Source organism: Rhizobium sp. O111 (assembly GCF_055616315.1).
Genome location: NZ_JBSHXL010000001.1, coordinates 410079 through 433459, shown reverse-complemented (window position 1 = coordinate 433459; position 23381 = coordinate 410079). Strand labels below are relative to the sequence as shown.

The following is a 23381-nucleotide window of genomic DNA, read 5'->3' as shown; positions in this document are numbered from 1 at the left end:
ATGGTCGGAATGACGGCACTGATGGCAAGGAGACGCGACAGGCGGCACAGTGCGGCATCGGCAGCCGTTTCGCAGGTGTTGCACGACGCATCCAGCAAGGGCATCGACATCACGCTCGTCGGATCCCTTGCGCGGGGAGATTTCCGCTCACATTCGGATGTCGACCTGCTCGTTCGCGGCCCCATGGACCGAAAGCGCCGCGTTCTCGTCGAACGGCTCGTGGCTGACGGGATGCGGGCGTCAGAAATTCCGTATGACCTCGTCTTCGAGGCCGATCTTCCCCACGATCGCCTTCAGGAGTTTCTCGATGGCATCGTTTAGCCTGCCGGCATTTGCACGGCTTACGCCCAAGATTCATCGCGCCGAGCGCGAGCTCGCCCAGATGAAAGCATTCTATGCGAAGCATGCGGCTGAGACGGCTGCAAATGACTGGGGCGCCATGTCGGCCGTCTCCGCCGGCATCCACAATGTGTACAACGGAATAGAGGACGTTCTTCTCAGCCTCGCCCGTGACATCGACGATGATGTCCCGACAGGGCCTTCTGCGCACCAGGATGTACTCGACCAGATGGCATCGGAAGTTTCGGGAACGCGACCGGCGCTTATCGATCAAGATCTCTATGAGGCCCTGACGGAGCTCAAGGGCTTTCGACACCTCGTACGCCATCGGTACGGGTTCGATCTAAAGCCAGATAAGGTCGTTGAAAATCTGGAGCTTTTGCGGCGAGTCTTTCCGACATTCATCGCCGCAGTCACCACGTTGGAAGCGGCTATGAGAGATGGCGTCGAACAGGACGGCACACCGCATACGCCTAAAACCTAGTTCAGGCACGGATGGCGGCAACTTTTCACTTTCGCTACCGCCCGGCCCGAAACCTTACTGCAGCAGGTTCCACCACTGCTTGCCGGAGCCGGCGACGGCGGCGTCCTTTTTCTTCTTCTTCATCTTCTTCAGCTCAGGCTCGCCGAGATCGTCGAGCTTGGTGGGGTCGTCGACCTGGCGGTATTCGGTCGGCGGGTCGGAGATGTAGCGGCGCTGGTCGATATAGGCGCCCTTCTGGATGGCGCGGGCTTCGCGGAAGGCCTTGGCCTGGGCTTCCGTCGTGCGACGGCCGCCTTCGACTTCGTTGTTGGCGAGCGGCGACTGGTAGCCGGACTTGTCGCTGTTCTCGTCGGCTTCCTTGACGAGGCGGGCGCGGGTTTCCTCAGGCGATTCGACCCACTGCGGATTGTCCTTGCTGGCGATCGATTCCTGCGGCGCGACGAGGTTTTCCTTGTCGCCGGCTTTGGGAACCACGAGACCCGGACGCGGATTGTACTTCACGCCCTTGTTCTTGGGCTCGGTGCCGGTCAGCGAGGTGGATTGGCCAAGGTCATCGGTCAGCTGCTCGAATGCCGTCTTGTCCGTGCCGTAGCGGGGGCCGCTCGTGCAGCTCGACATCATCGCACTGCCTGCCATCGCAACAGTCAGGCATGCGCCCAAACGGAACCAACGCTTCGATAACATGAAAACCCTTCCAGCCATGCCGGTGCAGTCAATGCTCAACCGGACATCCTCCCCGTGACGGAAAAATCCGGCCAATTTCAGGCAGCTTTTACCGGATGAACCGCGATAGCGCAATTCATCCGGCAACTTTCTTGCGTTTATGCCGCAAGTTCGCGCAATGCGGCAGCATCGCGGGCGGAAACGTCGGGATACTCGGGATCGGAGCCGACATCCGTCGTGATCCGCCACGAGCGGGCGCACTTCTCACCTTCCGCAAGCTTCGGCTCGACGCTGACGCCGGCCACTTCAGCAAGGCGGAAGGCATCCGACGGGCCCTCATTGCCCGCGATGACGATACCCGAGGTGATGCAGATTTCCTCGAAGTCCTGGCCGTCAAGCGCCTTCAGGAGCTCGGCATCGGCGATATGGACGACCGGAGCCGCTTCCAGCGAGGAGCCGATGCGCTTGTCCTTGCGCTCGATCTCGAGCGCGCCGGTGACCACCGTGCGGACCGCGCGGATCTTCTTCCACTTCTCGGCCAGCGCCTCGTTCTTCCAGTTGCCTGGAATTTCGGGGAACTGCTCGAGGTGGACGGAGACGGCACCGGGGTTGCGCGACAGCCATGCTTCTTCCGTCGTAAACGGCAGCATCGGGGCCAGCCAGGTCACCATGCAATCGAAGATGTTGCGGATGACATGCAGCGAGGCGCGGCGGCGCAGGCTCGACGGTGCATCGCAATAGAGCGCATCCTTACGGACGTCGAAGTAGAAGGCCGAGAGCTCGACATTGGCGAAGTCGATCAGAGCGCGGGCGATCTTCTTGAAGTCGAAGGCGTCGTAATTCTCGCGCACCAGCTGGTCGAGCTCGGCCAGACGATGGAGCATCAGCTGCTCCAGCTCCGGCATTTCGGAGACTTCGAAGGTCTCGCCCTTGTCGTGCGCCAGCGTGCCGAGCATCCAGCGGATGGTGTTGCGCAGCTTTCTGTAGGCGTCGACATTGGTCTGGATGATCGTCTTGCCGACACGCAGGTCGTCGGCATAGTCTGATGTCATGACCCAGAGGCGCAGGATGTCGGCGCCGGCATCCTTCATGATCTCCTGCGGCGAGGTGACGTTGCCCTTCGACTTCGACATCTTCTCGCCCTTCTCGTCCATGGTGAAGCCATGGGTGAGAACGGCGTTGTAGGGCGCACGGCCACGGGTGGCTGCCGATTCCAGAAGCGACGAGTGGAACCAGCCGCGATGCTGGTCGGAGCCTTCGAGATAGAGATCGGCCGGCCACTTGAGATCCGGGCGGTCTTCCAGCGTAAACGTGTGGGTCGAGCCACTGTCGAACCAGACGTCGAGGATGTCCATGACCTGGGTCCACTTGGCGTGGTCGTGACCGTTGCCGAGGAAGCGATCCTTGGCGCCTTCGGCGAACCAGGCATCGGCACCCTCGACGTCGAAGGCTTCGAGGATGCGATTGTTGACCTCTTCGTCCTGCAGGACGTTGCCGTCGTCATCGGCGAAGACGCAGATCGGAACGCCCCAGGCGCGCTGGCGCGAGAGAACCCAATCAGGACGCTGCTCGATCATGGCGCGCAGGCGGTTCTGGCCGGCGGCGGGTACGAAGCGGGTGTCGTCGATGGCGTTCAGCGCACGGGTGCGCAGCGTCGTGCCGTCCTTGAGGTCCTTGTCCATGTAGACGAACCACTGCGGCGTGTTGCGGAAGATGATCGGCTTCTTGGAGCGCCAGGAATGCGGATAGGAATGCTTCAGGCGGCCACGGGCAAACAGCGCGTTGCGCTCGATCAACGTCTTGATGACGCGCTCGTTGGCATCGCCCTTCTTGCCGTTGTCGTCCATGACGCGTGCGCCCTCGAAGCCGGGGGCGTCAGCGGTATAGGTGCCGCTGTCGTCGACCGGGAACGGAATGCGGGTGTCGATACCCTTGGCTTCCAACTCCTTGGCGGAGGACATCCAGGCCTCGAAGTCCTCGCGGCCATGCGACGGGGCGGTGTGGACGAAGCCGGTACCGGCGTCATCGGTGACGTGGTCGCCGGCAAGCAGCGGTACGTCGAATTCATAGCCGCCGCCGAGGCCCTTGAGCGGGTGGGCGGTCGTGATGGCTGCGAGTTGCTCCGCCGAAACACCCTGCAGCCGGTTGAAGGTGAGCTTGGCCTTCTTGGCGGACTCCTCGGCCAGTGCGTCGGCGAAGATTAGCTTCTCGCCGGGCTGCGGGCCGAAGTCGTTTTCAGCGGCCACAACCTCATAGAGGCCGTAGGCGACCTTCGGCGAATAGGCGATGGCGCGGTTGCCGGGGATAGTCCACGGCGTTGTCGTCCAGATAACGACATGGGCATCGGCCAGCTCGCCGGCGCCACCCACGACCGGGAACTTCACCCAGATCATATCACTCTCGACGTCGTGGTATTCGACCTCTGCTTCTGCCAGCGCCGTGCGCTCGACCACCGACCACATGATCGGCTTCGAGCCGCGGTAGAGCTGGCCGCTCATAGCGATCTTCAACAGTTCGCCGGCGATGCGGCTTTCGGCGTGGAAGTTCATCGTCAGATACGGGTTGTCGAAATCACCCTCGATGCCGAGGCGCTTGAACTCGTCGCCCTGGATCTTGATCCACTTTTCGGCATAGGCGCGGCATTCCTTGCGGAACTCGATCATCGCGTCGGCCTGCTTGAGATCAGGCTTGGCCTTGCCCTTGGCGCGGTAATTCTCTTCCTCGATCTTCCACTCGATCGGAAGGCCGTGGCAATCCCAGCCGGGAACGTAGTTGGCGTCGAAGCCGCGCATCTGGAACGAGCGGTTGATGACGTCCTTGAGGATCTTGTTCAGCGCGTGGCCAATATGGATGTTGCCGTTGGCATAGGGAGGGCCGTCGTGGAGGACGAATTTTTCGCGGCCGGCGGCGGATGCGCGCAGCTTCTTGTAGAGGCCCATCTCCTGCCAGCGGGCGACCGTTTCCGGCTCCTTCTGCGGCAGGCCGGCGCGCATCGGGAAATCGGTTTCGGGGAGATAGAGGGTCTTGGAGTAATCGATCTTTTCGGCTGTATCGGTCATGTCTGGCAATCGTCTCTTCTAGCGATCGTGCTTTACGCCTCGCAAACGGGCGCAACGGACTTGGAAATATCGTGGCGGCGGAAGCGCTCTGAGGTCGAGCGCCGAAAACCCGGACCTTCCGGCCGCTTAGCGCGCGCGGAAGGCCGGGCCGATAATTCGTATCGTGATCGCCAGCCGGAACTTGTTCATCGCGCCGGTTCATAGGCGCTTTTAGCGGGAAAAGGAAGAGGAGAATTGGCCGATGGCGCGTGCACCCGGTTCCGGCACCGCCGATTTGCCGATTGGCAATTTTCGTCCGAATGCGCTATGATCTGACCATCTGACTAGATCAGGAGTTCAACCATGTGTGCACAACAGACGCGAAAGCCTAGACCGGGCGGGCCGCGCTGGAAGCTGGAGGATGCCAAGGCGCGGTTCAGCGAGGTCGTGCGGATGGCGCATAGCCAAGGGCCACAGCGCGTGACCGTTCGCGGCCGAGACAGCGTCGTGGTTATCAGCGCCGAGGAACTCGACCGCCTGATGCAGGCGGCACCGAGGAAGCCGCTGGTGGAATTTCTGGAGGGACTGGCGCTTGACGGGCTTACGCTTGAGCGCGAGCGCGACGAAGGACGCGATGTGACGCTGTGATCGGCTGGCTGCTCGACACCAACGTCATCGCCGCGCTGATCAATCGCAACGGCGCGCCGTCGGTCAAGACCTGGGCTGCCGGGCAGGACGAAGGGCGCATGTTCCTGAGCATCCTGACGCTGGCCGAATACGACAAGGGGATCGAGAACCTCCCGCCCGACGACGCTAACCGCTACGTCTATGCGGCAGCGCGCAATGCGCTCGAACAACGATTCTCCGGCCGAATTCTCTCGCTGACCGACAATTGCGTCAGGCGCTGGGGCGCGATCTCGGGACGGGTTAAGCTGGCCACCAACCATGCGCCTCCCGTCATCGACACGATGCTGGCGGCGACAGCCATCGAGCACAACCTCTATCTTGTGACACGCAACGTCAAGGACACCCGCTCTTCGGGCGCCGCAGTATTCGATCCCTGGTCGGATGAGCCCGCGCAATTTCCGCTGAGCGGAAAATGAGGAAGGCCGCGGCGTCACCCGCAGCCCTCCCCTCTCATCACTCTCAAGCCCGAGCCACAGCCTTGCCCGGCGCCACGGCATTCACCACCACCGCGACGATGATGTTCACCGCCAGCGCCAGCAGCCCGATATAGATCGTGAACGAGGTCTCGCCCATCGTCACCGGCTGCAGAGGTTTCAACCCGTTGATCCAGACCAGCAGCGTGCCGCCGAAGAAGCCGACGAACCAGCCGGCAAGCAGGCCCGGAGCGCGGAACCAGTTGGTGTAGAGGCCGAAGACCAGGGCCGGGAGCGTCTGCAGGATCCAGATGCCGCCGAGGAGCTGCAGGTCGAGGGCGAACTGGGTGGGCAGAAAGATGATGACCAGCAGGGCGCCGACCTTGACGACCAGCGAGGTCATCTTTGCGACCTTCGCTTCGCCCGCATCCGTCACCTGGGGGTTTACATAGGCTTTCCAGAAGTTGCGGGTGAAGAGATTGGCTGCGCCGATCGACATCACCGCCGCCGGCACCAGTGCGCCGATGGCGATCGCCGCGAAGGCGAAGCCGGCGAACCAGCTGGGGAAGAGCGTCTGGAACAGCGCAGGCACGACATCGTTAGCGCTGTCGAGCTTAAGGCCGGCGGCGTGGCCCATGTAGCCAAGCAGCGCCAGCAGGCCGAGCAGCAGCGTGTAGGCCGGCAGCAGGACCGCGTTCTTGCGGATGGTGTTGCCGCTGTTGGAGGCGAAGATGCCGGTCAGCGTGTGCGGATACATGAAGGCCGCAAGCGCCGAGCCGAGCGCCAGCGTCGCATAAGCGACATACTGGTTGGACCCGAGCAGCAGGCTGCCGGAGCCCTTGGCCTGGAAGGCCGCGTCGGCGGAAGCGAAGACATTGGCGTAGCCGCCGAGCTTTGACGGGATCAGCGCCACGGCCGCGATCACCACGATATAGATCATGATGTCCTTGACGAAGGCGATCAGCGCCGGCGCCCTGAGGCCTGCCGAATAGGTGTAGAGCGCCAGCACGATGAAAGCGATGGCGAGCGGTACCTCGCCATGCAGGCCAAGCGCCTTCAGCGCCGCCGTCATGCCGACGAGCTGAAGGGCGATATACGGCATGGTGGCGATGACGCCTGTTGCCGCGACCGCAAGCTCCAGCCCGCGCGAGCCATACTGGCCGTGAACGACGTCGCCGGCCGTCACATAGCCGAAGTCCCGCGCCCGCTTCCAGAGCACCGGCATCACCATGAAGACGAAGGGGTAGACGACGATCGTATAGGGCAGCGCGAAGAAGCCGTAGGCGCCGACGGTATAGACGAGCGCCGGAACGGCGATGACGGTGTAGGCGGTGTAGAAATCGCCGCCAACCAGAAACCAGGTAATCCAGGTGCCGAAGGAGCGGCCGCCGAGGCCCCATTCGTCGATATGCGCCATGGTTTCGGGCCGGCGCCAGCGCGAGGCGACGAAGCCCATGACGGTGACAAGGACAAAGAAGAAAATAAAGACGCTGAGCGCCGTGACGTTGAGATCAGTCGTCATTGCGCATGCTCCGGTAGGCGATCCAGGTCAGGAAGGCGGTGATCGGCACCCATGCGAGCTGGTACCAGTAGAAGAAGGGGAAGCCGAAAAGAACCGGATCGTGGAAATTGTAGAAGGGGACCCAGAGTAGCCCGATATAGGGAATGATGAGCAGCCAGCAGGCCGCCGTTCCAAATCTTTTGTCCATGGGGAGAGTGCCTTTCGCGGATCGGGCGCGGCTTATCCGCGTCTTATCAAATAGATGACATATGCCAGCCGCGCGGCGCGACAAGCATCCCCGCCGCGAAAAAGACACAGTTGGTGAGCGACCGATAGCGAGTTAGGCGCGGAGGTTCCCTCGCCGCGCCGCTTTCTCGCGTGCCTTCACATTCAATTCAAATATTGCTAATATACTATAAGTTGATTTCAATCTGACGTTACATGGTTCCAGGCGGTGGCTCGTGGCGAAATCGCCGCGCGCGAAGGGCTGTCTGTTTTCAGCGAGAGGGGCGCGGATGAAACATGTGATCGATAGCGACCGTGTCGCGCAGGGCCGTCGGTCGGTCTACCTGCACGAGGTTGTCGAAGCCTCGCCCCTGCCGTTGATCGATCTCTCGCGATCGCGTTTCGACGACGATGATTTTCATGTGCGCTTCAGCGGCCGCCTGCTCGGAGATGCCTATCTCACGCATTTCGAGGCGAGCTCCGTGGTGCTGGCGCGCAGCGAGAAGGAGATATCCGAGCGCTCCAGCGAGATGTTGCTGCTGGCGATGCTGAACAATGGCAGCTACGAGCAGAGCTTCGGCTATCATGACGCATTTCCGCGCACCGGGCCCGGAGACATGCTGCTCCTCGACCTCGACGGGCCGCAGACCGTTTCCTTCGCCAAGCAGTCGGTCACGACCTGCGCCTATATTCCGCGCGGCCATTTCAAGCCGTTTCTCGATGACGCCAGGCTGCTCAATCCGGTGCTGCTGCGCCCCGAAAACGAGCTCTACGGCCTGCTTGTGGCCTGTTTCTCCGCGTGCTGCGCGATGCAGAGCCCGCAGCCCGCCGCGAGCACGGCGGCGCTCAGCACCCTGACGCGACTGGCGATGATCGCGCAGGGGCTGCATCCGCTTGGGCATGGCGAGCTTCAAGGCTCCGTCCGCGATGCGCGGCGGCAGCGGGCGCAGCAATTCATCGCACGTCATTGCGACAATCCCCGCCTGACCCCGCAGGCGATCGCCGATCATCTCGGCGTATCGCTCCGCTCGCTCAACATGGCTTTCGAACGGAGCGGCGTCGGCGTGGCGGGATCGATCCTGGCCGCGCGGCTGGATTGGGCGAAGGGCATGCTCATCAATTGCCCGCAGCGGTCCGTTCTCGACGTGGCGCTTGCCTGCGGCTTCAACAATCTGAGCAGCTTCTATCGCAGCTTCGCGCAATCCTTTGGCGCGGCGCCTGGGGAATTTCGCCGGATTGCGCAGATCGAGAATGACGATTTCGCGGATCGCCACGACGCAAGGGTGGCAAACCTGTAGAACGCGGCCGGGCGAGCAAACCGGCCACGATCGGCGCTATCCCGCAATGCCACATAGCAGACAGGGTGTTTGAGGGGCAGCACTTGCGGTCGGCGGCGGCGGCCGGCGACCGCAAGTGCTGGATGCCCGATTGCGCCCTTGCTTCGATCTCCTTTTTCGAGGGCATGTCCATGGACGTTTTTCCATATCATGCGGCAGGCTCGGGATTTCTGCTCGGCGCCAGCCTGATCTTTTCGATCGGTCCGCAAAACCTCGCCTTGATCAATGCCGGGCTCGCGCGCGACAACATGCTGCTCGTCGCCAGCATCGGCTATCTCTCCGAAATCCTGCTTGTCGGCATGGGGCTGATGGGCTTTCAGGCCTCGCCCGGCACCTATCCCGGCATTTCGGCGGCGCTGCACCTGCTCGGTATCCTGTTCCTCGTCTGTTACGGCGTCTGCGCCATCCGTCGCAGCCTGCAGCGCACACCGGTGATGGATGACGGCCTCGCTGCAAGCTGCCGCACGCGCTGGAACGCGGCAGTCTCCATGCTCGCGGTGACCTGGCTCAACCCGCTCGTCTATGTCGAGATCGTGCTGCTCGTCGGCCTTGTCGCCTCTGCCTTCGAAACCCGTATCCGCCTCTGGTTCGGCGCAGGCTTCCTGCTCGCCTCGGCGGTGCGCTTCTACGGCTGGAGCCTGACCGGGCGGATGCTGCGATCCTGGCTCGGGCATCCGGCGCGGCGGCGGCAGTTCGCGATGATCTCGGGCTGCCTGCTGCTCGGCTCGGCGGCGATGCTGGCAGCACGGGCGGCGCATCGCCTGGTCGTGGTGTGAACCGCCATGTCGAAGCGGAGCGCCTATGTCTCACTGATCCTCGCCGCTGCCTTCTGGGGCTTCGGCAATATCGCGCAAAAGACGGTGCTCACGCATATGGGCCCGCTGTCGGCCACCATGCTGCGCTGCCTGATCGCGGCGCTAGTGATGCTGCCGCTGGCGGTCGTCGAGCGTAACGGGGGGCGCAGCACGGGATGGACGCGAAGCATCCTTCGTGTTGCGCTCACTTTCACCGTGGCGATCGCGATCCAGCAGACGGCTTATGTCAACGCCACGGTCGTCAATGCAAGCTTCCTGGTCAACACAGCAACCGTGCTCACGCCCGTCGCGGCATGGGTCTATTTCGGCGAGACGACGCGACGGCTGGGTATCTTCGCCGCCTGCCTGACGCTTGCCGGCATCGGGCTGATGGCCGATGGGATCGGCGGCTTCGCGGCGCTGAACACGGGCGATGTCGCCTGCCTGGTCTCCGCCGTCTTTTATGCTTTCTGGATGGTGCTGCTCGGGCGCCACGCCCGGCGTCATGGCGGACCGTTCACCTCGGCCTTCGTGCAATTCGCGATCGCCGCGCTGCTCTTGATGCCGGTGGCGCCGCTGCTGGAGCCGCTGACGGGCGAGATGATGTGGCGGGCGGCACCGGAACTGGCGATGCTCGGCATTCTCTCCACCGCGGCCGCGTTTGGGCTGCAGACCTACGCACAGCGCCATGTGCCGGCATCGAAGGCGGCGGTGCTGGTCTCCGGCGAGAGCATATTCGGCGCGATCGGCGCCTGCCTTGTCTTGCTGGAGCGGCCGCCTGTGATGGCCTGCGTCGGGGCGGCGCTGATCTTTCTCTCGATCGTCATCGTGACGATCGAGCCGGAGGATCCGGTGGCGGCATTGCTTCAACGCAATGCGGAAGAGGAATGAGCTTCAGCCGAGACCGCAGAGCTTGCGGTCGAGCTCGCTGATCGGCTGCATGCCTGATAGCACCGCCCTCGCCTCTTCCTTGTCGCGGTTCATCTGCTCGACCAGCGGTTCGAGGCCGTCGAACTTCAGCTCCGGGCGCAGGTAGGAGAAGAAGGAGACGGAACAGATCTGGCCATAGAGGTCGCCGGAGAAATCGAAGACGAAGGTCTCGAGCAACGGAGCACCGTTGTCGGTGACCGTCGGGCGGCGGCCGTAGCTCGCCACCGCATCATGCATCGACCCATCCTCGAAGCGGAAGCGGACGGCGTAGATGCCGGGCTTCAGTTCGACCTCGGCTGGAAGGCGCATGTTGGCCGTCGGGAAGCCGAGCTGGCGGCCGAGCTTTTCGCCGCCGATCACCTCGGATTCGACCGTGTAGTGATAACCGAGCAGGCCGGCGACCTCGCTGACCTCGCCTTCCTTCAACAGCGCGCGGATACGGCTGGAAGAGACCACGTCGGCGTTCTCATCGCGGAAGGTGTCGATCAGGGTGACACCGAAGCCGTATTTATTGCCGGCGTCCATGAGGAAGGCCGGACCACCCTCGCGGCCGCGACCGAAATGGAAATCGACGCCGGTCACCACCTCGGATGCGCCCAGCCAATCCTTGAGGATCGAGTGGATGAAATCATCCGCCGAGCGCTGCGAGAATTCGCGGTCGAACGGATATTCGATGACGGCGCCGAAGCCCATGGCTTCCAGAATGCGGGCGCGCAGCGGCGCGGGCGTGATGCGGAAAACCGGCTCCTGCGGGCGGAACACGGTGCGCGGATGCGGCTCGAAGGTCAGCACCAGCGCGGGAACGCCACGATCCCGCGCGATCTCCAGCGCCCTTTCGAGAACCGACTGATGGCCGCGATGAACGCCGTCGAAATTGCCAATGGCGATCACGCCGCCGCTAAGGTGATCCGGCAAGGGTTCTCGGGTTTCGTTGCGGTGGAAGACGGTCATCGGGCAGACTCTACTGATGCTTCGGGCTTAGGCAAGGCGGCTTCAGGCGCGAGGAGGCTCAGGCGAGGCGCGGCATCCACCACTTCGGCGTTGCCTTCTCGCGTTCGAGATAGGCGGTGAGGATCGCCTCGTCGGTCTCGCCGTTCAGCGTGTATTCGGCCGCGTGAATGCCGCCGCTGATATAGAGAAGATCGAGGCCGTAATCGAGGGCGCCGCGCACATCCGTCGGCATGCCGTCGCCGATCGCCAGGATGCGGTCCATCTTGAGATCGCCGCGCATTTCGCGGGCAACCGAGAGCACGGCGTCATAGATCGGCTTGTGCGGCTTGCCGGCGATGCGGGTCTTGCCGCCGAGCTGATCGAAATAGGCGGCCATGGCGCCGGCGCAGGGGATCATCTTGTGGCCACGCTCGACGATCAGGTCGGGATTGGCGCAGATCATCGGCACGTCGCGGGCCTGGAAGGCCTTGAGCATGTCGGTGTAATCCTCGGGCGTCTCGGTCTCGTCGTCGAAGAAACCGGTGCAGACGACGCAATCGGCCTCCTCTGCGGAAACGCGGGTGACGCCGATGCCTTCGATGATGGCGATGTCGCGATCCGGGCCGAGCAGGAAGACCTTCTTCGGGCCTTCGGCGATCAGGCCGCGGGTGACGTCGCCCGAGGTGACGATGCGATCATAGGCCTCGTCCTGGATGCCGATGTTGCGGAGTTGATCGACGACGAGCGGCGCGATGCGCGGCGAATTGGTGATGAGGACGACCGTGAGACCGGCTTCGCGTGCGGCCTGAAGGGCGGCAGCTGCCTTCGGAAAGGGCGAAACGCCATTGTGCAAAACGCCCCACACATCGCAGAACACCGCATCATAGCGGCTGGTGATCTCTGCGAAATTCTCGATGCGCTGCGCCATTTCAAAGTCCCGGTTTTCATTCGATGAGGGCTGACATCGCAAAGCCCCGCCGCGATGGCAAGAAATTTTGCAATGCAGAACGATGAAATTCTTGAGACCCTATGCGTTCCGACGGCCCTCAGAGCAGCAGTTCGGCACCCTTGATGGCGAGACCGGCGGCGGCGCAAAGCCCCAGCACTTTGACCATCCCCATCTTCACGTAGAACAAGAGGACGGACGCGATCACGAAGATCGCAAGCGCCGCGATATCGATCGTGGCCCATTGCGGCCAGGCGAGGCTGACGATGGGAAGGCCCGCGCCGCGCGACAGAAGTGCTACCCGGCCGACCTCTGCGAAGAGCACATGCAGGCCGAACCAGAGCGACAGATTTAGGATGACGCCGACGACGGCAGCGGTGATAGCCGACAGAGCGGCGGACAGGCCAGCATTGTCGCGCAGCTTCTCGACGAAGGGTGCGCCGGCGAAGATCCAGACGAAGCTCGGGACGAAGGTCGCCCAGGCGACCAGCGTGGCGCCGAGCGCGCCGCCCATCAGCGGTGCCATGAAAAGCGGATTGCGGTAGCCGGCGAGGAAGCCGACGAAACAGAGGACGAGAACCAGCGGGCCGGGCGTGGTTTCGGCCAGCGCCAAGCCATCCAGCATCTCGCCCGGCTGCAGCCAGGCATAATGGCCGACGGCGACCTGCGCGACATAGGTGAGCACGGCATAGGCGCCGCCGAAGGTGATGACCGCCATCTTGGAGAAGAAGATGAAGAGCGCGCCGAAGACATTGGTCTCGCCGCTCAGCGCTTCGGCGATGAGATCGGAGGGGGCATGCAGATTTCGGACGAGGAGCAACGGTGCCTGCCAGATGAGGATCCAGAAGACGAGGACCAGCAGCGGCCGGGCGATGGCGTGGGTCGTAAACGTGGGCAGGCGGCGGGGCGATTGCGTGTTGAGTTGGACTTGGGCTTCTTGCGTCGGCGCGTGGCGGCGGGAATAGCGGTGCAGCGCGAAACCGGTGAGGCCGGCGAGGATGACGACGATGGGGAATGGCGCGTTCAGCATGAACAGCGCCAGGAAGGATGCGGCGGCGATGTAATAATGGGCGCGGGTTTTCAGCGCACGGCGGGCAAGGCGCAGCAGCGCCTCGACGACGACCGCAAGCACGGCGGCCTTGAGGCCGAAGAACAGGGCTGGAAGCCAGGTCGTTTCCTGGAAGACGGCGTAGAGGGCAGATAGGCCGAGCATGACCACGAAGCCCGGCAAGATGAAGAGCAGGCCGGCCAGGATGCCGCCGCGCACGCCATGCATCAGCCAGCCGATATAGGTGGCGAGTTGCTGCGCCTCGGGCCCCGGCAGCAGCATGCAGTAGTTCAACGCATGCAGGAAGCGATCCTCGGAGATCCAACGCTTTTCGTCGACGATGGTCCGGTGCATCAGGGCGATCTGGCCGGCGGGGCCGCCGAAGCTCAGACAGCCGATCCTGGCCCAGACGCGGACGGCCTCGCCAAACGGCACCGATGCCACGCTGTCATCCGCCATCACCGCTCCGTCCACGCTCATATATATCCACCCCTTTGCCGACCTCTGCCGGCTGTCCCCTGTCGCTCGATATCACCCGCATCGGGGCTGGACAATCCCGGCCCGGCGGCGTGGCCGAGACGGCGCTTCCTGGTGGCCTTTCGCAAATTCCGGACACGGGTTTATGACAATGCCGGACCATGTTGTCGGCGCTTGGGAGACAGGTGCTGTCCCTGCCCTTTCCGGCATTAACCATCGAAGCGTTTTCCCGTGCTCGACAGGCGCGCGGCAGGTTCACAACTTTGCCATCAAACGGCTATAGACACGGGGCGTCGGAAAATTACGACAGCTTCCCTTGACTCCCCACATGGCCGCTCCTAAATGCAGGTCGCTAGCACTCACCATAGGAGAGTGCTAACACCCATCCGTGTGGGCCATACCGGCCTGCGAGTGTCATTTGATCGAGGGATTAGACAATGGCAAGCACCAACTTCCGCCCCCTTCACGATCGCGTCGTTGTTCGCCGCGTTGAGTCCGAAGAAAAGACCAAGGGCGGCATCATCATTCCTGACACCGCCAAGGAAAAGCCGCAGGAAGGCGAAATCGTCGCCGTCGGCACCGGCGCTCGTGACGAGTCCGGCAAGGTCGTCGCTCTCGACGTCAAGGCTGGCGACCGCGTTCTGTTCGGCAAGTGGTCCGGCACCGAAGTCAAGATCAACGGCGAAGACCTTCTGATCATGAAGGAAGCCGACATCATGGGCATCATCGGCTAATCAGCCGGTTTCCCACTTCATCCTAATTCGCTGACACCCCTTTTCAGGAGTTCTCAAAATGGCAGCTAAAGAAGTAAAGTTCGGCCGCTCTGCGCGCGAAAAGATGCTGCGCGGCGTCGACATCCTCGCTGACGCAGTGCAGGTAACCCTCGGCCCGAAGGGTCGTAACGTCGTTATCGACAAGTCCTTCGGCGCTCCGCGCATCACCAAGGACGGTGTATCGGTCGCCAAGGAAATCGAACTCGAAGACAAGTTCGAAAACATGGGCGCCCAGATGGTCCGCGAAGTTGCTTCGAAGACCAACGACATCGCCGGCGACGGCACCACGACGGCTACCGTTCTGGCCCGCGCTATCGTTCGCGAAGGCGCCAAGGCAGTTGCTGCCGGCATGAACCCGATGGACCTGAAGCGCGGTATCGACCTCGCTGTTGCAGAAGTCGTCAAGGACCTGCAGGCAAAGGCAAAGAAGATCTCCACCTCGGCTGAAGTTGCCCAGGTCGGCACGATCTCCGCAAACGGCGACAAGCAGGTCGGTGACGACATTGCTGAAGCCATGCAGAAGGTCGGCAACGAAGGTGTCATCACCGTCGAAGAAGCCAAGACCGCTGAAACCGAACTCGAAGTCGTCGAAGGCATGCAGTTCGACCGCGGCTACCTGTCGCCTTACTTCGTCACCAACCCGGAAAAGATGGTCGCCGACCTCGACGACGCTTACATTCTCCTCCACGAGAAGAAGCTCTCGAACCTGCAGGCGATGCTCCCGGTTCTCGAAGCCGTCGTTCAGACCGGCAAGCCGCTCCTCATCATCGCTGAAGACGTCGAAGGCGAAGCTCTTGCTACGCTCGTCGTCAACAAGCTGCGTGGCGGCCTGAAGATCGCTGCCGTCAAGGCTCCTGGCTTCGGCGACCGCCGCAAGGCCATGCTGGAAGACATCGCTATCCTCACGGGCGGCACCGTCATCTCCGAAGACCTCGGCATCAAGCTCGAATCCGTAACGCTCGACATGCTCGGCCGTTCGAAGAAGGTTTCGATCTCCAAGGAAAACACGACGATCGTCGACGGCGCTGGCGCCAAGTCCGACATCGAAGGCCGCGTTGCTCAGATCAAGGCTCAGATCGAAGAAACCTCTTCCGATTATGACCGCGAAAAGCTGCAGGAACGTCTTGCCAAGCTCGCTGGCGGCGTTGCCGTCATCCGCGTTGGCGGCTCCACGGAAATCGAAGTCAAGGAACGCAAGGACCGCATCGACGACGCTCTGAACGCAACGCGCGCTGCTGTTCAGGAAGGTATCGTACCTGGTGGTGGCGTTGCTCTCCTCCGTTCGGCTTCCAAGATCACCGCAAAGGGTGCAAACGACGATCAGGAAGCTGGCGTCAACATCATCCGTCGCGCTCTGCAGTCCCTGGTTCGCCAGATCTCCGAGAACGCTGGTGACGAAGCTTCGATCGTTGTTGGCAAGATCCTCGAGAAGAACGAAGACAACTACGGCTACAACGCCCAGACGTCTGAATATGGCGACATGATCGCCATGGGCATCGTCGACCCGGTCAAGGTTGTTCGTACGGCTCTGCAGAACGCAGCTTCGGTTGCTTCGCTGCTGATCACCACCGAAGCCATGATCGCCGAGCTGCCGAAGAAGGACGCTCCTGCCGGCATGCCTGGCGGCATGGGCGGAATGGGCGGCATGGACATGATGTAAGACCGAAAGGTTTTACATCTGAGCCATCAGGTTCAGGTTACGGAAGGGCGGCCCTCGGGTCGCCCTTTTCATTTTGTGATTCGCGCTCACATTCTCTCCAACATTTTTCAACCTTGTGATGAAACGTATAATCAGACAAATGGCGAGCCGTTGAACTTGGCGAGGCTTTCGTGAAGCTTGCCCGACGGGCGATTTTTACCGAGGAGTCAAATTCCCGTAACAATCGAGTTTTCGATCCAATGGTTGTCGTCAGCAGCTTGAAAAGCCCGCAAGTCCATCAATTCTGCATTATTTAGCAGTGTTTTCATCAACCTTTCCGCTATTTCTGATCGTTAACCGTTGAGCGTCAGCGTACGCCAGCGTGTGAAAAGCCATTGCCGTTTCTGCAAAAAAACTTATAGATTCGCGCTGTGTTCGACGTTTCGTTCAGGCGCTCTTGCCGCCGCATCGCCGACACCGCCCAGAATTGCATTGACGCATGGACAGAGTTACTTATCCTGAATTAAATTAGAAGTTGCATATTTTGGAAAGGCTGGGCAGAGTGGGCTCACTTTACGGAGCGACCGCTCGGAACGCTATTTTCCAGCCACCGAGCATGATGCCCGGCGTCGACTGAATCTGTGATGTTTGCCGGGTGTGCAGCATGGGAGAACGCTGCGCCCAAACTGGGGAACAATGTGTTTAAGATAACAAAAACCACCGCAGCGGCACCGCTCTTGCGCGGATCGCTGGAACTCAACGACAACAATCCCGACATGCTCGCTCAGCTCTCGATATCGGAAAGCTGGGTCGGCGACTTTTCAAGCGGCGTGATCCGCCTTCAGGAACGCAGCGCCCGGCTTCATGGCCTGAGCGTACCCGAATGCGGTTTGCTCAGCCTGATGCGCTGTTATGATCCCAAGGACCGCGGCCGCATCGTCCAGATTTTCGAACAGGCCGCGGCACTATCCTCGTCCTTCTGTTTTTCGACCACGATCATCCTGCCCAACGGCTACCGCCAGCCGCTGTTCTGCATGGGTGAATCGAACGGCTACGAAGAGGAAGGCAATGGCAGCATGATCGGCATGTTCATCTTCCCGCGCATCGAAGCCGACACGAACAAGGCCGCCATTCGCCGCCAGTAAAATCTACCTGCTTTCACGGAAAAGCCGGCCCAGTGGGCCGGCTTTTGACGTTATGGACACATGTGACCGCTGTAGGCGGCTCAGGCCGGGCGCGCCGGGATGTTCAGGCCCTTTTCGCTCGCCGGGCGCGCGATGCAGCGCTTCAGCCAGTCCATGACCGCCGGGAACTTGTCGTATTCCAGGAGCTCTCGACCGCCATAAAAGACATCGGCACCGCGCACCCATGGGAAAGTGGTGATGTCCGCGATGGTGTAGGTGTCGCCCATGATCCACTGGCGGCTCTGCAGGCGCTCTTCCAGTACGCCGAGCAGGCGCTTGGATTCATCTCGGTAGCGCTCCACCGGATAGGAGTTGTTGGCGACCTTGTCGGCGGCGAACTTGTGGAAGTGGCCGAGCTGACCGAACATCGGCCCGATGCCGCCCATCTGGAAGAACACCCACTGGAGCGTCTCATAGCGACCGGCTGCGTCCTGGGGCATGAGCTTGCCGGTCTTTTCGGCGAGATAGACAAGGATCGCTCCGGATTCGAACAGGCCGATCGGCTTTCCGTTGGGGCCATTGGGATCGATGATCGCCGGAATACGGCCATTCGGATTGAGCGACATGAACTCCGGAGATTTCTGGTCGTTGGTGCCGAAGGAGATCAGATGCGGCTCATAAGGCAGAGCGAGCTCCTCGAGCGCGATCGACACCTTCACGCCGTTCGGCGTCGGCAGCGAATAGAGCTGGATGATATCGGGATTGCTTGCCGGCCAGCGTTTCGTGATCGGGAATGCGGAAAGATCTGCCATCTGAATTCTCCATGCGGGATAAGGCGGCCGACCATAGAAGAGCCCCGAGGGACATGGCAAGCGGTGATCGTGCGCGATCAGTCGTTCACTATTACTGAACAAACTGTCCGCTCCCGTCTATCTTTCCATGACGGCCAAAAAAGAGGAGAAACGGTGCATACGAGATCGACAACCGTGCCGGGGGCACACCGGTCTCAGCTCATTCAACCGGAGACAGTTCCATGTCGAATACCCAGAACATTGTCATTCTCGTCGCCCGCATCCTCCTCTCCTTCATCTTCATCTACTCGGGCTTCGGCAAGCTGACCGACCCGGCTGGTACCGCCGGCATGATCACCGGCGCCGGCCTGCCTGCCGCGACCGCTCTTGCCTACCTCGCCGGCCTGTTCGAACTCGTCACCGGTCTTGCCGTTCTCGTCGGCTTCCAGACGAAGATCGTTGGCTGGGCGCTGGCCGCATTCTGCGTCTTCACCGGTCTCGTCTTCCACTCCGGCACCGTTGCCGTCCCCGGCTGGCCGGATGCCGCTCTCGGCTGGATCAACGCTCTCAACGGCATCATGCTGATGAAGAACTTCACGCTGGCTGGCGCCTACATCCTGCTCGCCACCTTCGGCCCGGGCCTCTACTCGATCGACGCCCGCCGTGGCGCCCTGCCGGTCGCTGCGTAATCGGCACCGCATTCTCCCAAGCATAAAAAAGCCCGCCGCCAGTTCATCTGGTGGCGGGCTTTTTCGTGATTGATACGACGATAGATATCAGAGCGCGGCGCGGACGGCTTCGATCAGGCGCGCAACGGAAGGCTCGTCGGCGTGGCTCTGCTTGCGGGCGCGCACGAGGCAAGCCTCGGATCGCAGAATGACGCCATCCGACAGGATCTTCAGGTGATTGGCGCGCAACGTTGAGCCCGTCGAGGTGATATCGACGATGATATCGGCCGAGCCCGATGCCGGCGCGCCCTCGGTGGCGCCCAGGCTCTCGACTATGCGATAGAGCTGGATGCCGTGCTGGCGCGAGAAGAACTGCTGCGTCAGCCGCCAGTATTTGGTGGCGATCGTCAGGCGGCGACCGTGGCGAGCGCGGAAATCGGTGGCGACATCGCCGAGATCAGCCATGCTGTCGACATCGAGCCAGATCTCCGGCACGGCGACGATGACATCCGCGTGGCCGAAGCCGAGGCGGGCGCAGAATTCGACGCGCTTGTCGGCTTCCGCAAGCCCCTCGCGGATCAGGTCTTCGCCGGTGACGCCGAAGTCGACGGTGCCGTTGCCGAGCTCCTTGGAGATCTCGGAGGCCGAGAGGAAGGCGACCTCGACATCATCCCAGCCTTCGACGCGGCCGCGATAGGAGCGGTCGTTGCCGACTGCCGTGATCTTCATGCCGGCCTTCTCGAAGATGGCCGAGGCGTCGTCCTTCATCCGGCCCTTGGAGGGCAGCGCGATGGTGATGGTCATCAGGCGGCCCTTTCCGTTTCGATGCGATCCAGCCACAGCGAGAAGCCGACGGCCGGGATGCGCTCCTTGGCGCCGAGCAGGGTCATCAGCTTGTCGAAGCGACCACCACCGGCGAGAACGGCATCCGAGCCCTCGACGCCGATCTCGAAAACGAGGCCGGTGTAATAGTCCAGCGGGCGGCCGAAGGCGGCGCGATAATCGATGAGCGAGAGATCGACGCCGGCATTGGCAAGTGCCGCGACGCGACCATCGAAGCGCGACAGCGCGTTGCCGAGCTTGAGGCCGGCGGCATCGGCGAAGCCGGAGAGTGCCGCCGAGGCATTGATCAGCGGCACGTTGAGCGACAGGAACTCCTTCAGCACCAGGAAGGCTGCGTCATCGAGCCGGGTTTCCGACAGGATGAGCTTTTCCTTCAGCCGGCGGGCGATATCCTGCGGCGAGCGGCTGGCATTGGTGGAATAGCCTGTCGCCTGCATGGTAGCGTCGATATGGGCGACCAGCGCCTCTTCATCATCGGCGCCGAGAAGGCGGGCGATATCGTCGCTCAATCCGGTGACGAATTGCGGGCTGACAAGGCTGGCAAGCAGCGCTTCGAGATGGGTGGTGTCGCCAAAGGCATGGATCAGCCGCTTCTGCCAGCCGAGCGGCAGGCCGAGCGCCTGGACGACGGCTTCGAACACGGCCTGATCGCCGAGCGTGACGGCCAGTTTCTTGCCCGGCAGCAGCCGCGACAGCACGCCGGCCGCATCACCGATGGCACGGGCGTCGGCGCTCGGGATGTTGATATCGCCGAGATCTTCGATGCCCGCCTGATAAAACTCATTGCCGCCTTCGCGACGCTGGCGGAACACCTCGCCGAGATAGGCATAGCGCTTCGGCGTGCCCATGGCGCTTTCGATATGGCGCAGGCAGACGGGAATGGTGAATTCCGGACGCAGGCAAAGGCTGGCGCCGGTTTCGCTCTCAGTCATGAAGATGCGGCGGCGGAGATCCTCGCCGGCGATATCGAGAAACGGCTCGGCCGGCTGGATGACCGGGGTATCGACGCGCTCGGTGCGGCGGGCGGCGAATTCGGCGAGCAGGTCTTCGGAGAAGGCTGGGAGGTTGATCAGGGGCATAGGGTTAGTGTCTCCGGGGCTACCCCCCTCTGTCCTGCCGGACATCTCCCCCACAAGGGGGGAGATCGGCCAGGTTCATCCGCTCGCTCCACATTCACTGTTTGGCGCAAGCCGCGCAACACATCGATCTCCCTCCTTGTGGGGGAGATGTCCGGCAGGACAGAGGGGGGTATTCCCCGCTCAAACATCAGAGGCTCGCTTGCGATCTTCCGCCTGCGCCGCCAGTATTTCCTTCACCTTGGCGACCAGATCGGTCTCCTTGACCGTTTCCTGCGCGACACGGGCTTCGCGCCACGAGGCGTTGTCCTCGATCTCGCCGGAGAGCCGCTTGCCCTCGATCAGGTCCTTGATCTGCACGACGCCCTCGGCACGCTCATCACCGCCCTGGATGATGGCGACGGGGCAGCCGCGGCGGTCGGCGTATTTCAGCTGGTTGCCGAACTTCTTCCAGTTGCCCTGATACATTTCCGCGCGGATGCCGGCCGCACGCAGTTCCTGGGTGATGCGCTGGTAGCGCCCCATGGCCTCGACATCGCCATCCATGACGGTGACGAGGACGGGCTCTATGACTTCGCTCTGGCCGAGCTTGCCGAGGTTCTTCAGCGCCGTCATCAGGCGCGAGACGCCGATGGAGAAGCCGGTTGCCGGAACCGGCTGGCCCATGAAGCGCGAGACCAGACCATCATAACGACCGCCGCCGCCGACGGAGCCGAAGACGACCTTTTCGCCCTTCTCGTTGGTGACATCAAACAGAAGCTCGGCTTCGTAGACCGGGCCGGTGTAGTATTCGAGGCCGCGGACGACGGAGGGGTCGATCTTGATGCGGTCTGACTGATAGCCGGCGCCGGTGACGAGACCGCCGATAAGGTTCAGTTCCTCGACACCTTCAGCACCCTTCGAGGTGCCGGCGACGAGTTCGGCAAGCTGGGCGGCGCTTTCGGCGTAGTCCTTGATGCCGACGAAGAAGAGAACCTTGTCGATCTGGCCCTGATCGAGGCCCGCGCCCTTGGTAAAATCGCCGGACTCATCCTTGCGGCCTGGGCCGAGCAGGAGAGCAACACCCTCGGGGCCGAACTTGTCGAGCTTGTCGATGGCGCGCAGCACGTTGAGGCGCTGGGCGGCCTTGTCATCGCCGCCGAGGCCGATCGCTTCGAGAACGCCGTCGAGAACCTTGCGGTTGTTGACGCGGATGACATAGTCGCCGCGCTTGATGCCGAGGGCTTCCAGCGTGTCCGACATCATCATGCACATCTCGGCATCGGCCTGAACGCCGGGCGCGCCGACGGTATCGGCGTCGAACTGCATGAACTGGCGGAAACGGCCTGGGCCGGGCTTCTCGTTGCGGAAGACATAGCCGGCGCGATAGGTGCGGTAGGGCAGCTGGATTTCGTTGAAGTTTTCCGCGACATGGCGGGCGAGCGGCGCCGTCAGGTCATAGCGCAGCGACATCCACTGCTCGTCGTCATCCTGCAGCGAGAAGACGCCTTCGTTCGGCCGGTCGGCATCCGGCAGGAACTTGCCGAGCGCATCGGTGTATTCGAAGAGCGGCGTTTCGACAGGATCGAAACCATAATGCTCGTAGACTTCGCGGATCTTCGCGGTCATCTCGTTGACAGCGCGAATATCGGCCGCCGAACGATCGACGAAGCCGCGGGGAAGTCTGGCCTTGAGCTTTTGTGGTTTCTTCTGCTTGTCGTTCATTTCCAACGTCTTCCGCTCAGTGTGACAGTGGCGGTTTCCTAGCGGAAAGGGCCGGATGCGGCAAGGGCGAAGGCCCTTGATCCGGAAGACAGAATCGATTGAACGAGAGAGAATGGACCGAATGGCGGAGCTATACGATGATCGCTGAAGCACTTCTCTACGCCGCGACCGCCTGGCGGACACAAAAGGCGCACCGCAAATACGTCCGCTACTCCGTCAATCTGTGGTCGCGCGCCAATCGTTGCAGCCGGCAGTGGTCGGAGCATGAGGAGAATACGAGGCGGGCGATCCTTGCGGCGATGGCAGGTTGCAAGCAGCGGCGGACGGCCGTGGTGCTGGGGTCCGGCTTGCTGCGCGATGTGCCGATACGGGAGCTGGCGGCCAATTTCGATACCGTCGTTCTGATCGATCTCGTGCATGTCGCGACCGTCAGGATGAAGATGCGCCGCAAGGCTTATCGCAATGTCCGGCTGATCGAGCGCGATCTCTCGGGCTATGACGCGATTGCGGCCGGTGAACAGCCGGAGCCGCTGGGGTTCCTGCGCAATGTACCCTATCTCGACCTCGTGGTTTCGGCCAATCTGCTCTCGCAGATCGGGCGCGGGGTGCAGCGGCGGTTCGAGGCCGAGCGGGAGCGGATGCCTGAGGATACGGTGGAGCAGCTGATTGCGGCGCATCTTTCTGGCCTCTCGCGCATGCCGTTCAGGAGTTGTCTTGTCACAGACGTCTCCTATGCGGTGATCGATCGCAACGGAGAGACCCACGAGGAGAGCGACCTAATGCACGGGGTCGCGGTGCCAGAGGCGCGGGCGGCGTGGGCTTGGCCAGTGGTGCCGATTGGAGAGGAAAGCCAGGATTACCAGGTTATCCATCAGGTGATTGCGGCTTGGTGAATTGCAAGATATCGTGATGCAATCAAAGATTTATTGTATCACTTTTATTTTGCGATAT

Annotated in this window: 23 protein-coding genes; 12 read left to right on the top strand and 11 right to left on the bottom strand. The window is 62.1% G+C overall.

Annotation, left to right across the window (positions count from 1 at the left end; genetic code table 11):
• Together ACVTFQ_RS02155 and ACVTFQ_RS02150 are read left to right on the top strand one after the other, a co-directional pair.
• A complete protein-coding gene (locus tag ACVTFQ_RS02155) occupies positions 1–321 on the top strand; it encodes a nucleotidyltransferase domain-containing protein (protein WP_111561809.1) in 321 nt (106 codons plus the stop codon).
• Positions 308–823, top strand: a complete 516-nt coding sequence (locus ACVTFQ_RS02150) for a ribonuclease toxin HepT-like protein (RefSeq protein ID WP_313759990.1) — start codon at positions 308–310, stop codon at positions 821–823. The genes ACVTFQ_RS02155 and ACVTFQ_RS02150 overlap by 14 nt, the downstream gene beginning before the upstream one ends.
• 54 nt (positions 824–877) lie before the next feature.
• Here the strand turns inward: ACVTFQ_RS02150 and ACVTFQ_RS02145 are convergent, their stop codons facing one another.
• Positions 878–1507, bottom strand: a complete 630-nt coding sequence (locus tag ACVTFQ_RS02145; protein ID WP_111561808.1) for a hypothetical protein — start codon at positions 1505–1507, stop codon at positions 878–880.
• 137 nt (positions 1508–1644) lie between these two features.
• Positions 1645–4545 carry an isoleucine--tRNA ligase gene (ileS, locus tag ACVTFQ_RS02140; protein ID WP_112435973.1) on the bottom strand — a complete coding sequence of 967 codons (2901 nt, stop codon included), beginning with the start codon at positions 4543–4545 and terminating at the stop codon, positions 1645–1647.
• 342 nt (positions 4546–4887) lie between these two features.
• Here ileS and ACVTFQ_RS02135 point away from each other — a divergent pair, with 342 nt between their 5' ends.
• Positions 4888–5172 carry a type II toxin-antitoxin system Phd/YefM family antitoxin gene (locus ACVTFQ_RS02135; protein ID WP_111561806.1) on the top strand — a complete coding sequence of 95 codons (285 nt, stop codon included), beginning with the start codon at positions 4888–4890 and terminating at the stop codon, positions 5170–5172.
• Entirely contained in the window at positions 5169–5627 is a 459-nt protein-coding gene (locus ACVTFQ_RS02130) for a type II toxin-antitoxin system VapC family toxin (RefSeq protein ID WP_111561805.1), read from the top strand. The genes ACVTFQ_RS02135 and ACVTFQ_RS02130 overlap by 4 nt, the downstream gene beginning before the upstream one ends.
• 43 nt (positions 5628–5670) lie before the next feature.
• On the opposite strand, the gene mctP is transcribed toward ACVTFQ_RS02130, so the two are convergent.
• Both mctP and ACVTFQ_RS02120 read right to left on the bottom strand, forming a co-directional pair.
• Positions 5671–7146 carry a monocarboxylate uptake permease MctP gene (gene mctP, locus ACVTFQ_RS02125; protein WP_037186719.1) on the bottom strand — a complete coding sequence of 492 codons (1476 nt, stop codon included), beginning with the start codon at positions 7144–7146 and terminating at the stop codon, positions 5671–5673.
• The gene (locus ACVTFQ_RS02120) at positions 7136–7333 is read right to left on the bottom strand and encodes a DUF3311 domain-containing protein (RefSeq protein WP_037186723.1); all 198 of its coding nucleotides are present in this window, start codon (positions 7331–7333) and stop codon (positions 7136–7138) included. The genes mctP and ACVTFQ_RS02120 overlap by 11 nt, the downstream gene beginning before the upstream one ends.
• Before the next feature lie 307 nt (positions 7334–7640).
• On the opposite strand from ACVTFQ_RS02120, the gene ACVTFQ_RS02115 reads away from it, so the two are divergent.
• The 3 genes from ACVTFQ_RS02115 to ACVTFQ_RS02105 all read left to right on the top strand — a co-directional run bounded on the left by ACVTFQ_RS02115 (position 7641) and on the right by ACVTFQ_RS02105 (position 10372).
• A complete protein-coding gene (locus ACVTFQ_RS02115) occupies positions 7641–8648 on the top strand; it encodes a helix-turn-helix domain-containing protein (protein WP_111561804.1) in 1008 nt (335 codons plus the stop codon).
• Positions 8649–8818: 170 nt separating this feature from the next.
• Positions 8819–9463 (top strand): LysE/ArgO family amino acid transporter, encoded by a 645-nt coding sequence (locus tag ACVTFQ_RS02110; protein ID WP_162718076.1) that lies wholly within the window; start codon positions 8819–8821, stop codon positions 9461–9463.
• 6 nt (positions 9464–9469) lie between these two features.
• On the top strand, positions 9470–10372 hold the full coding sequence (locus ACVTFQ_RS02105; protein ID WP_111561802.1) for a DMT family transporter: 903 nt from the start codon (positions 9470–9472) through the stop codon (positions 10370–10372).
• A gap of 3 nt (positions 10373–10375) precedes the next feature.
• Here the strand turns inward: ACVTFQ_RS02105 and ACVTFQ_RS02100 are convergent, their stop codons facing one another.
• The 3 genes from ACVTFQ_RS02100 to chrA form a co-directional block, all read right to left on the bottom strand.
• On the bottom strand, positions 10376–11362 hold the full coding sequence (locus tag ACVTFQ_RS02100; RefSeq protein ID WP_111561801.1) for a bifunctional riboflavin kinase/FAD synthetase: 987 nt from the start codon (positions 11360–11362) through the stop codon (positions 10376–10378).
• Positions 11363–11420: 58 nt separating this feature from the next.
• Positions 11421–12269, bottom strand: coding sequence for a TIGR01459 family HAD-type hydrolase (locus ACVTFQ_RS02095; protein ID WP_111561800.1), 849 nt, complete (start codon positions 12267–12269; stop codon positions 11421–11423).
• 118 nt (positions 12270–12387) lie between these two features.
• Positions 12388–13815, bottom strand: coding sequence for a chromate efflux transporter (gene chrA, locus ACVTFQ_RS02090; RefSeq protein WP_111561799.1), 1428 nt, complete (start codon positions 13813–13815; stop codon positions 12388–12390).
• Positions 13816–14249: 434 nt separating this feature from the next.
• On the opposite strand from chrA, the gene groES reads away from it, so the two are divergent.
• The 3 genes from groES (at position 14250) to ACVTFQ_RS02075 (ending at position 17369) form a co-directional block, all read left to right on the top strand.
• Complete coding sequence (gene groES / locus ACVTFQ_RS02085) at positions 14250–14546, top strand: co-chaperone GroES (RefSeq protein ID WP_018898571.1); 297 nt, start codon at positions 14250–14252, stop codon at positions 14544–14546.
• Positions 14547–14604: 58 nt separating this feature from the next.
• Positions 14605–16245: a chaperonin GroEL gene (gene groL, locus ACVTFQ_RS02080; protein WP_018898570.1), complete on the top strand. Its 1641-nt coding sequence runs from the start codon at positions 14605–14607 to the stop codon at positions 16243–16245.
• A gap of 677 nt (positions 16246–16922) precedes the next feature.
• Positions 16923–17369 carry a hypothetical protein gene (locus ACVTFQ_RS02075; protein WP_181459216.1) on the top strand — a complete coding sequence of 149 codons (447 nt, stop codon included), beginning with the start codon at positions 16923–16925 and terminating at the stop codon, positions 17367–17369.
• 80 nt (positions 17370–17449) lie between these two features.
• Here the strand turns inward: ACVTFQ_RS02075 and ACVTFQ_RS02070 are convergent, their stop codons facing one another.
• Positions 17450–18160 (bottom strand): glutathione binding-like protein, encoded by a 711-nt coding sequence (locus ACVTFQ_RS02070; protein WP_111561796.1) that lies wholly within the window; start codon positions 18158–18160, stop codon positions 17450–17452.
• 221 nt (positions 18161–18381) lie between these two features.
• Between ACVTFQ_RS02070 and ACVTFQ_RS02065 the strand changes: the two genes are divergently transcribed.
• A complete protein-coding gene (locus tag ACVTFQ_RS02065) occupies positions 18382–18828 on the top strand; it encodes a DoxX family protein (protein WP_111561795.1) in 447 nt (148 codons plus the stop codon).
• An 87-nt stretch (positions 18829–18915) separates the two neighbouring features.
• On the opposite strand, the gene hisG is transcribed toward ACVTFQ_RS02065, so the two are convergent.
• From hisG to hisS, 3 genes are all read right to left on the bottom strand, one after another.
• Positions 18916–19611, bottom strand: coding sequence for an ATP phosphoribosyltransferase (hisG, locus tag ACVTFQ_RS02060; protein ID WP_111561794.1), 696 nt, complete (start codon positions 19609–19611; stop codon positions 18916–18918).
• The gene (locus ACVTFQ_RS02055) at positions 19611–20729 is read right to left on the bottom strand and encodes an ATP phosphoribosyltransferase regulatory subunit (protein ID WP_111561942.1); all 1119 of its coding nucleotides are present in this window, start codon (positions 20727–20729) and stop codon (positions 19611–19613) included. The genes hisG and ACVTFQ_RS02055 overlap by 1 nt, the downstream gene beginning before the upstream one ends.
• A 180-nt stretch (positions 20730–20909) precedes the next feature.
• Complete coding sequence (hisS, locus tag ACVTFQ_RS02050) at positions 20910–22430, bottom strand: histidine--tRNA ligase (RefSeq protein WP_111561793.1); 1521 nt, start codon at positions 22428–22430, stop codon at positions 20910–20912.
• A 137-nt stretch (positions 22431–22567) separates the two neighbouring features.
• On the opposite strand from hisS, the gene ACVTFQ_RS02045 reads away from it, so the two are divergent.
• Complete coding sequence (locus ACVTFQ_RS02045; RefSeq protein WP_111561792.1) at positions 22568–23323, top strand: hypothetical protein; 756 nt, start codon at positions 22568–22570, stop codon at positions 23321–23323.
• Positions 23324–23381 lie beyond the last annotated feature (58 nt).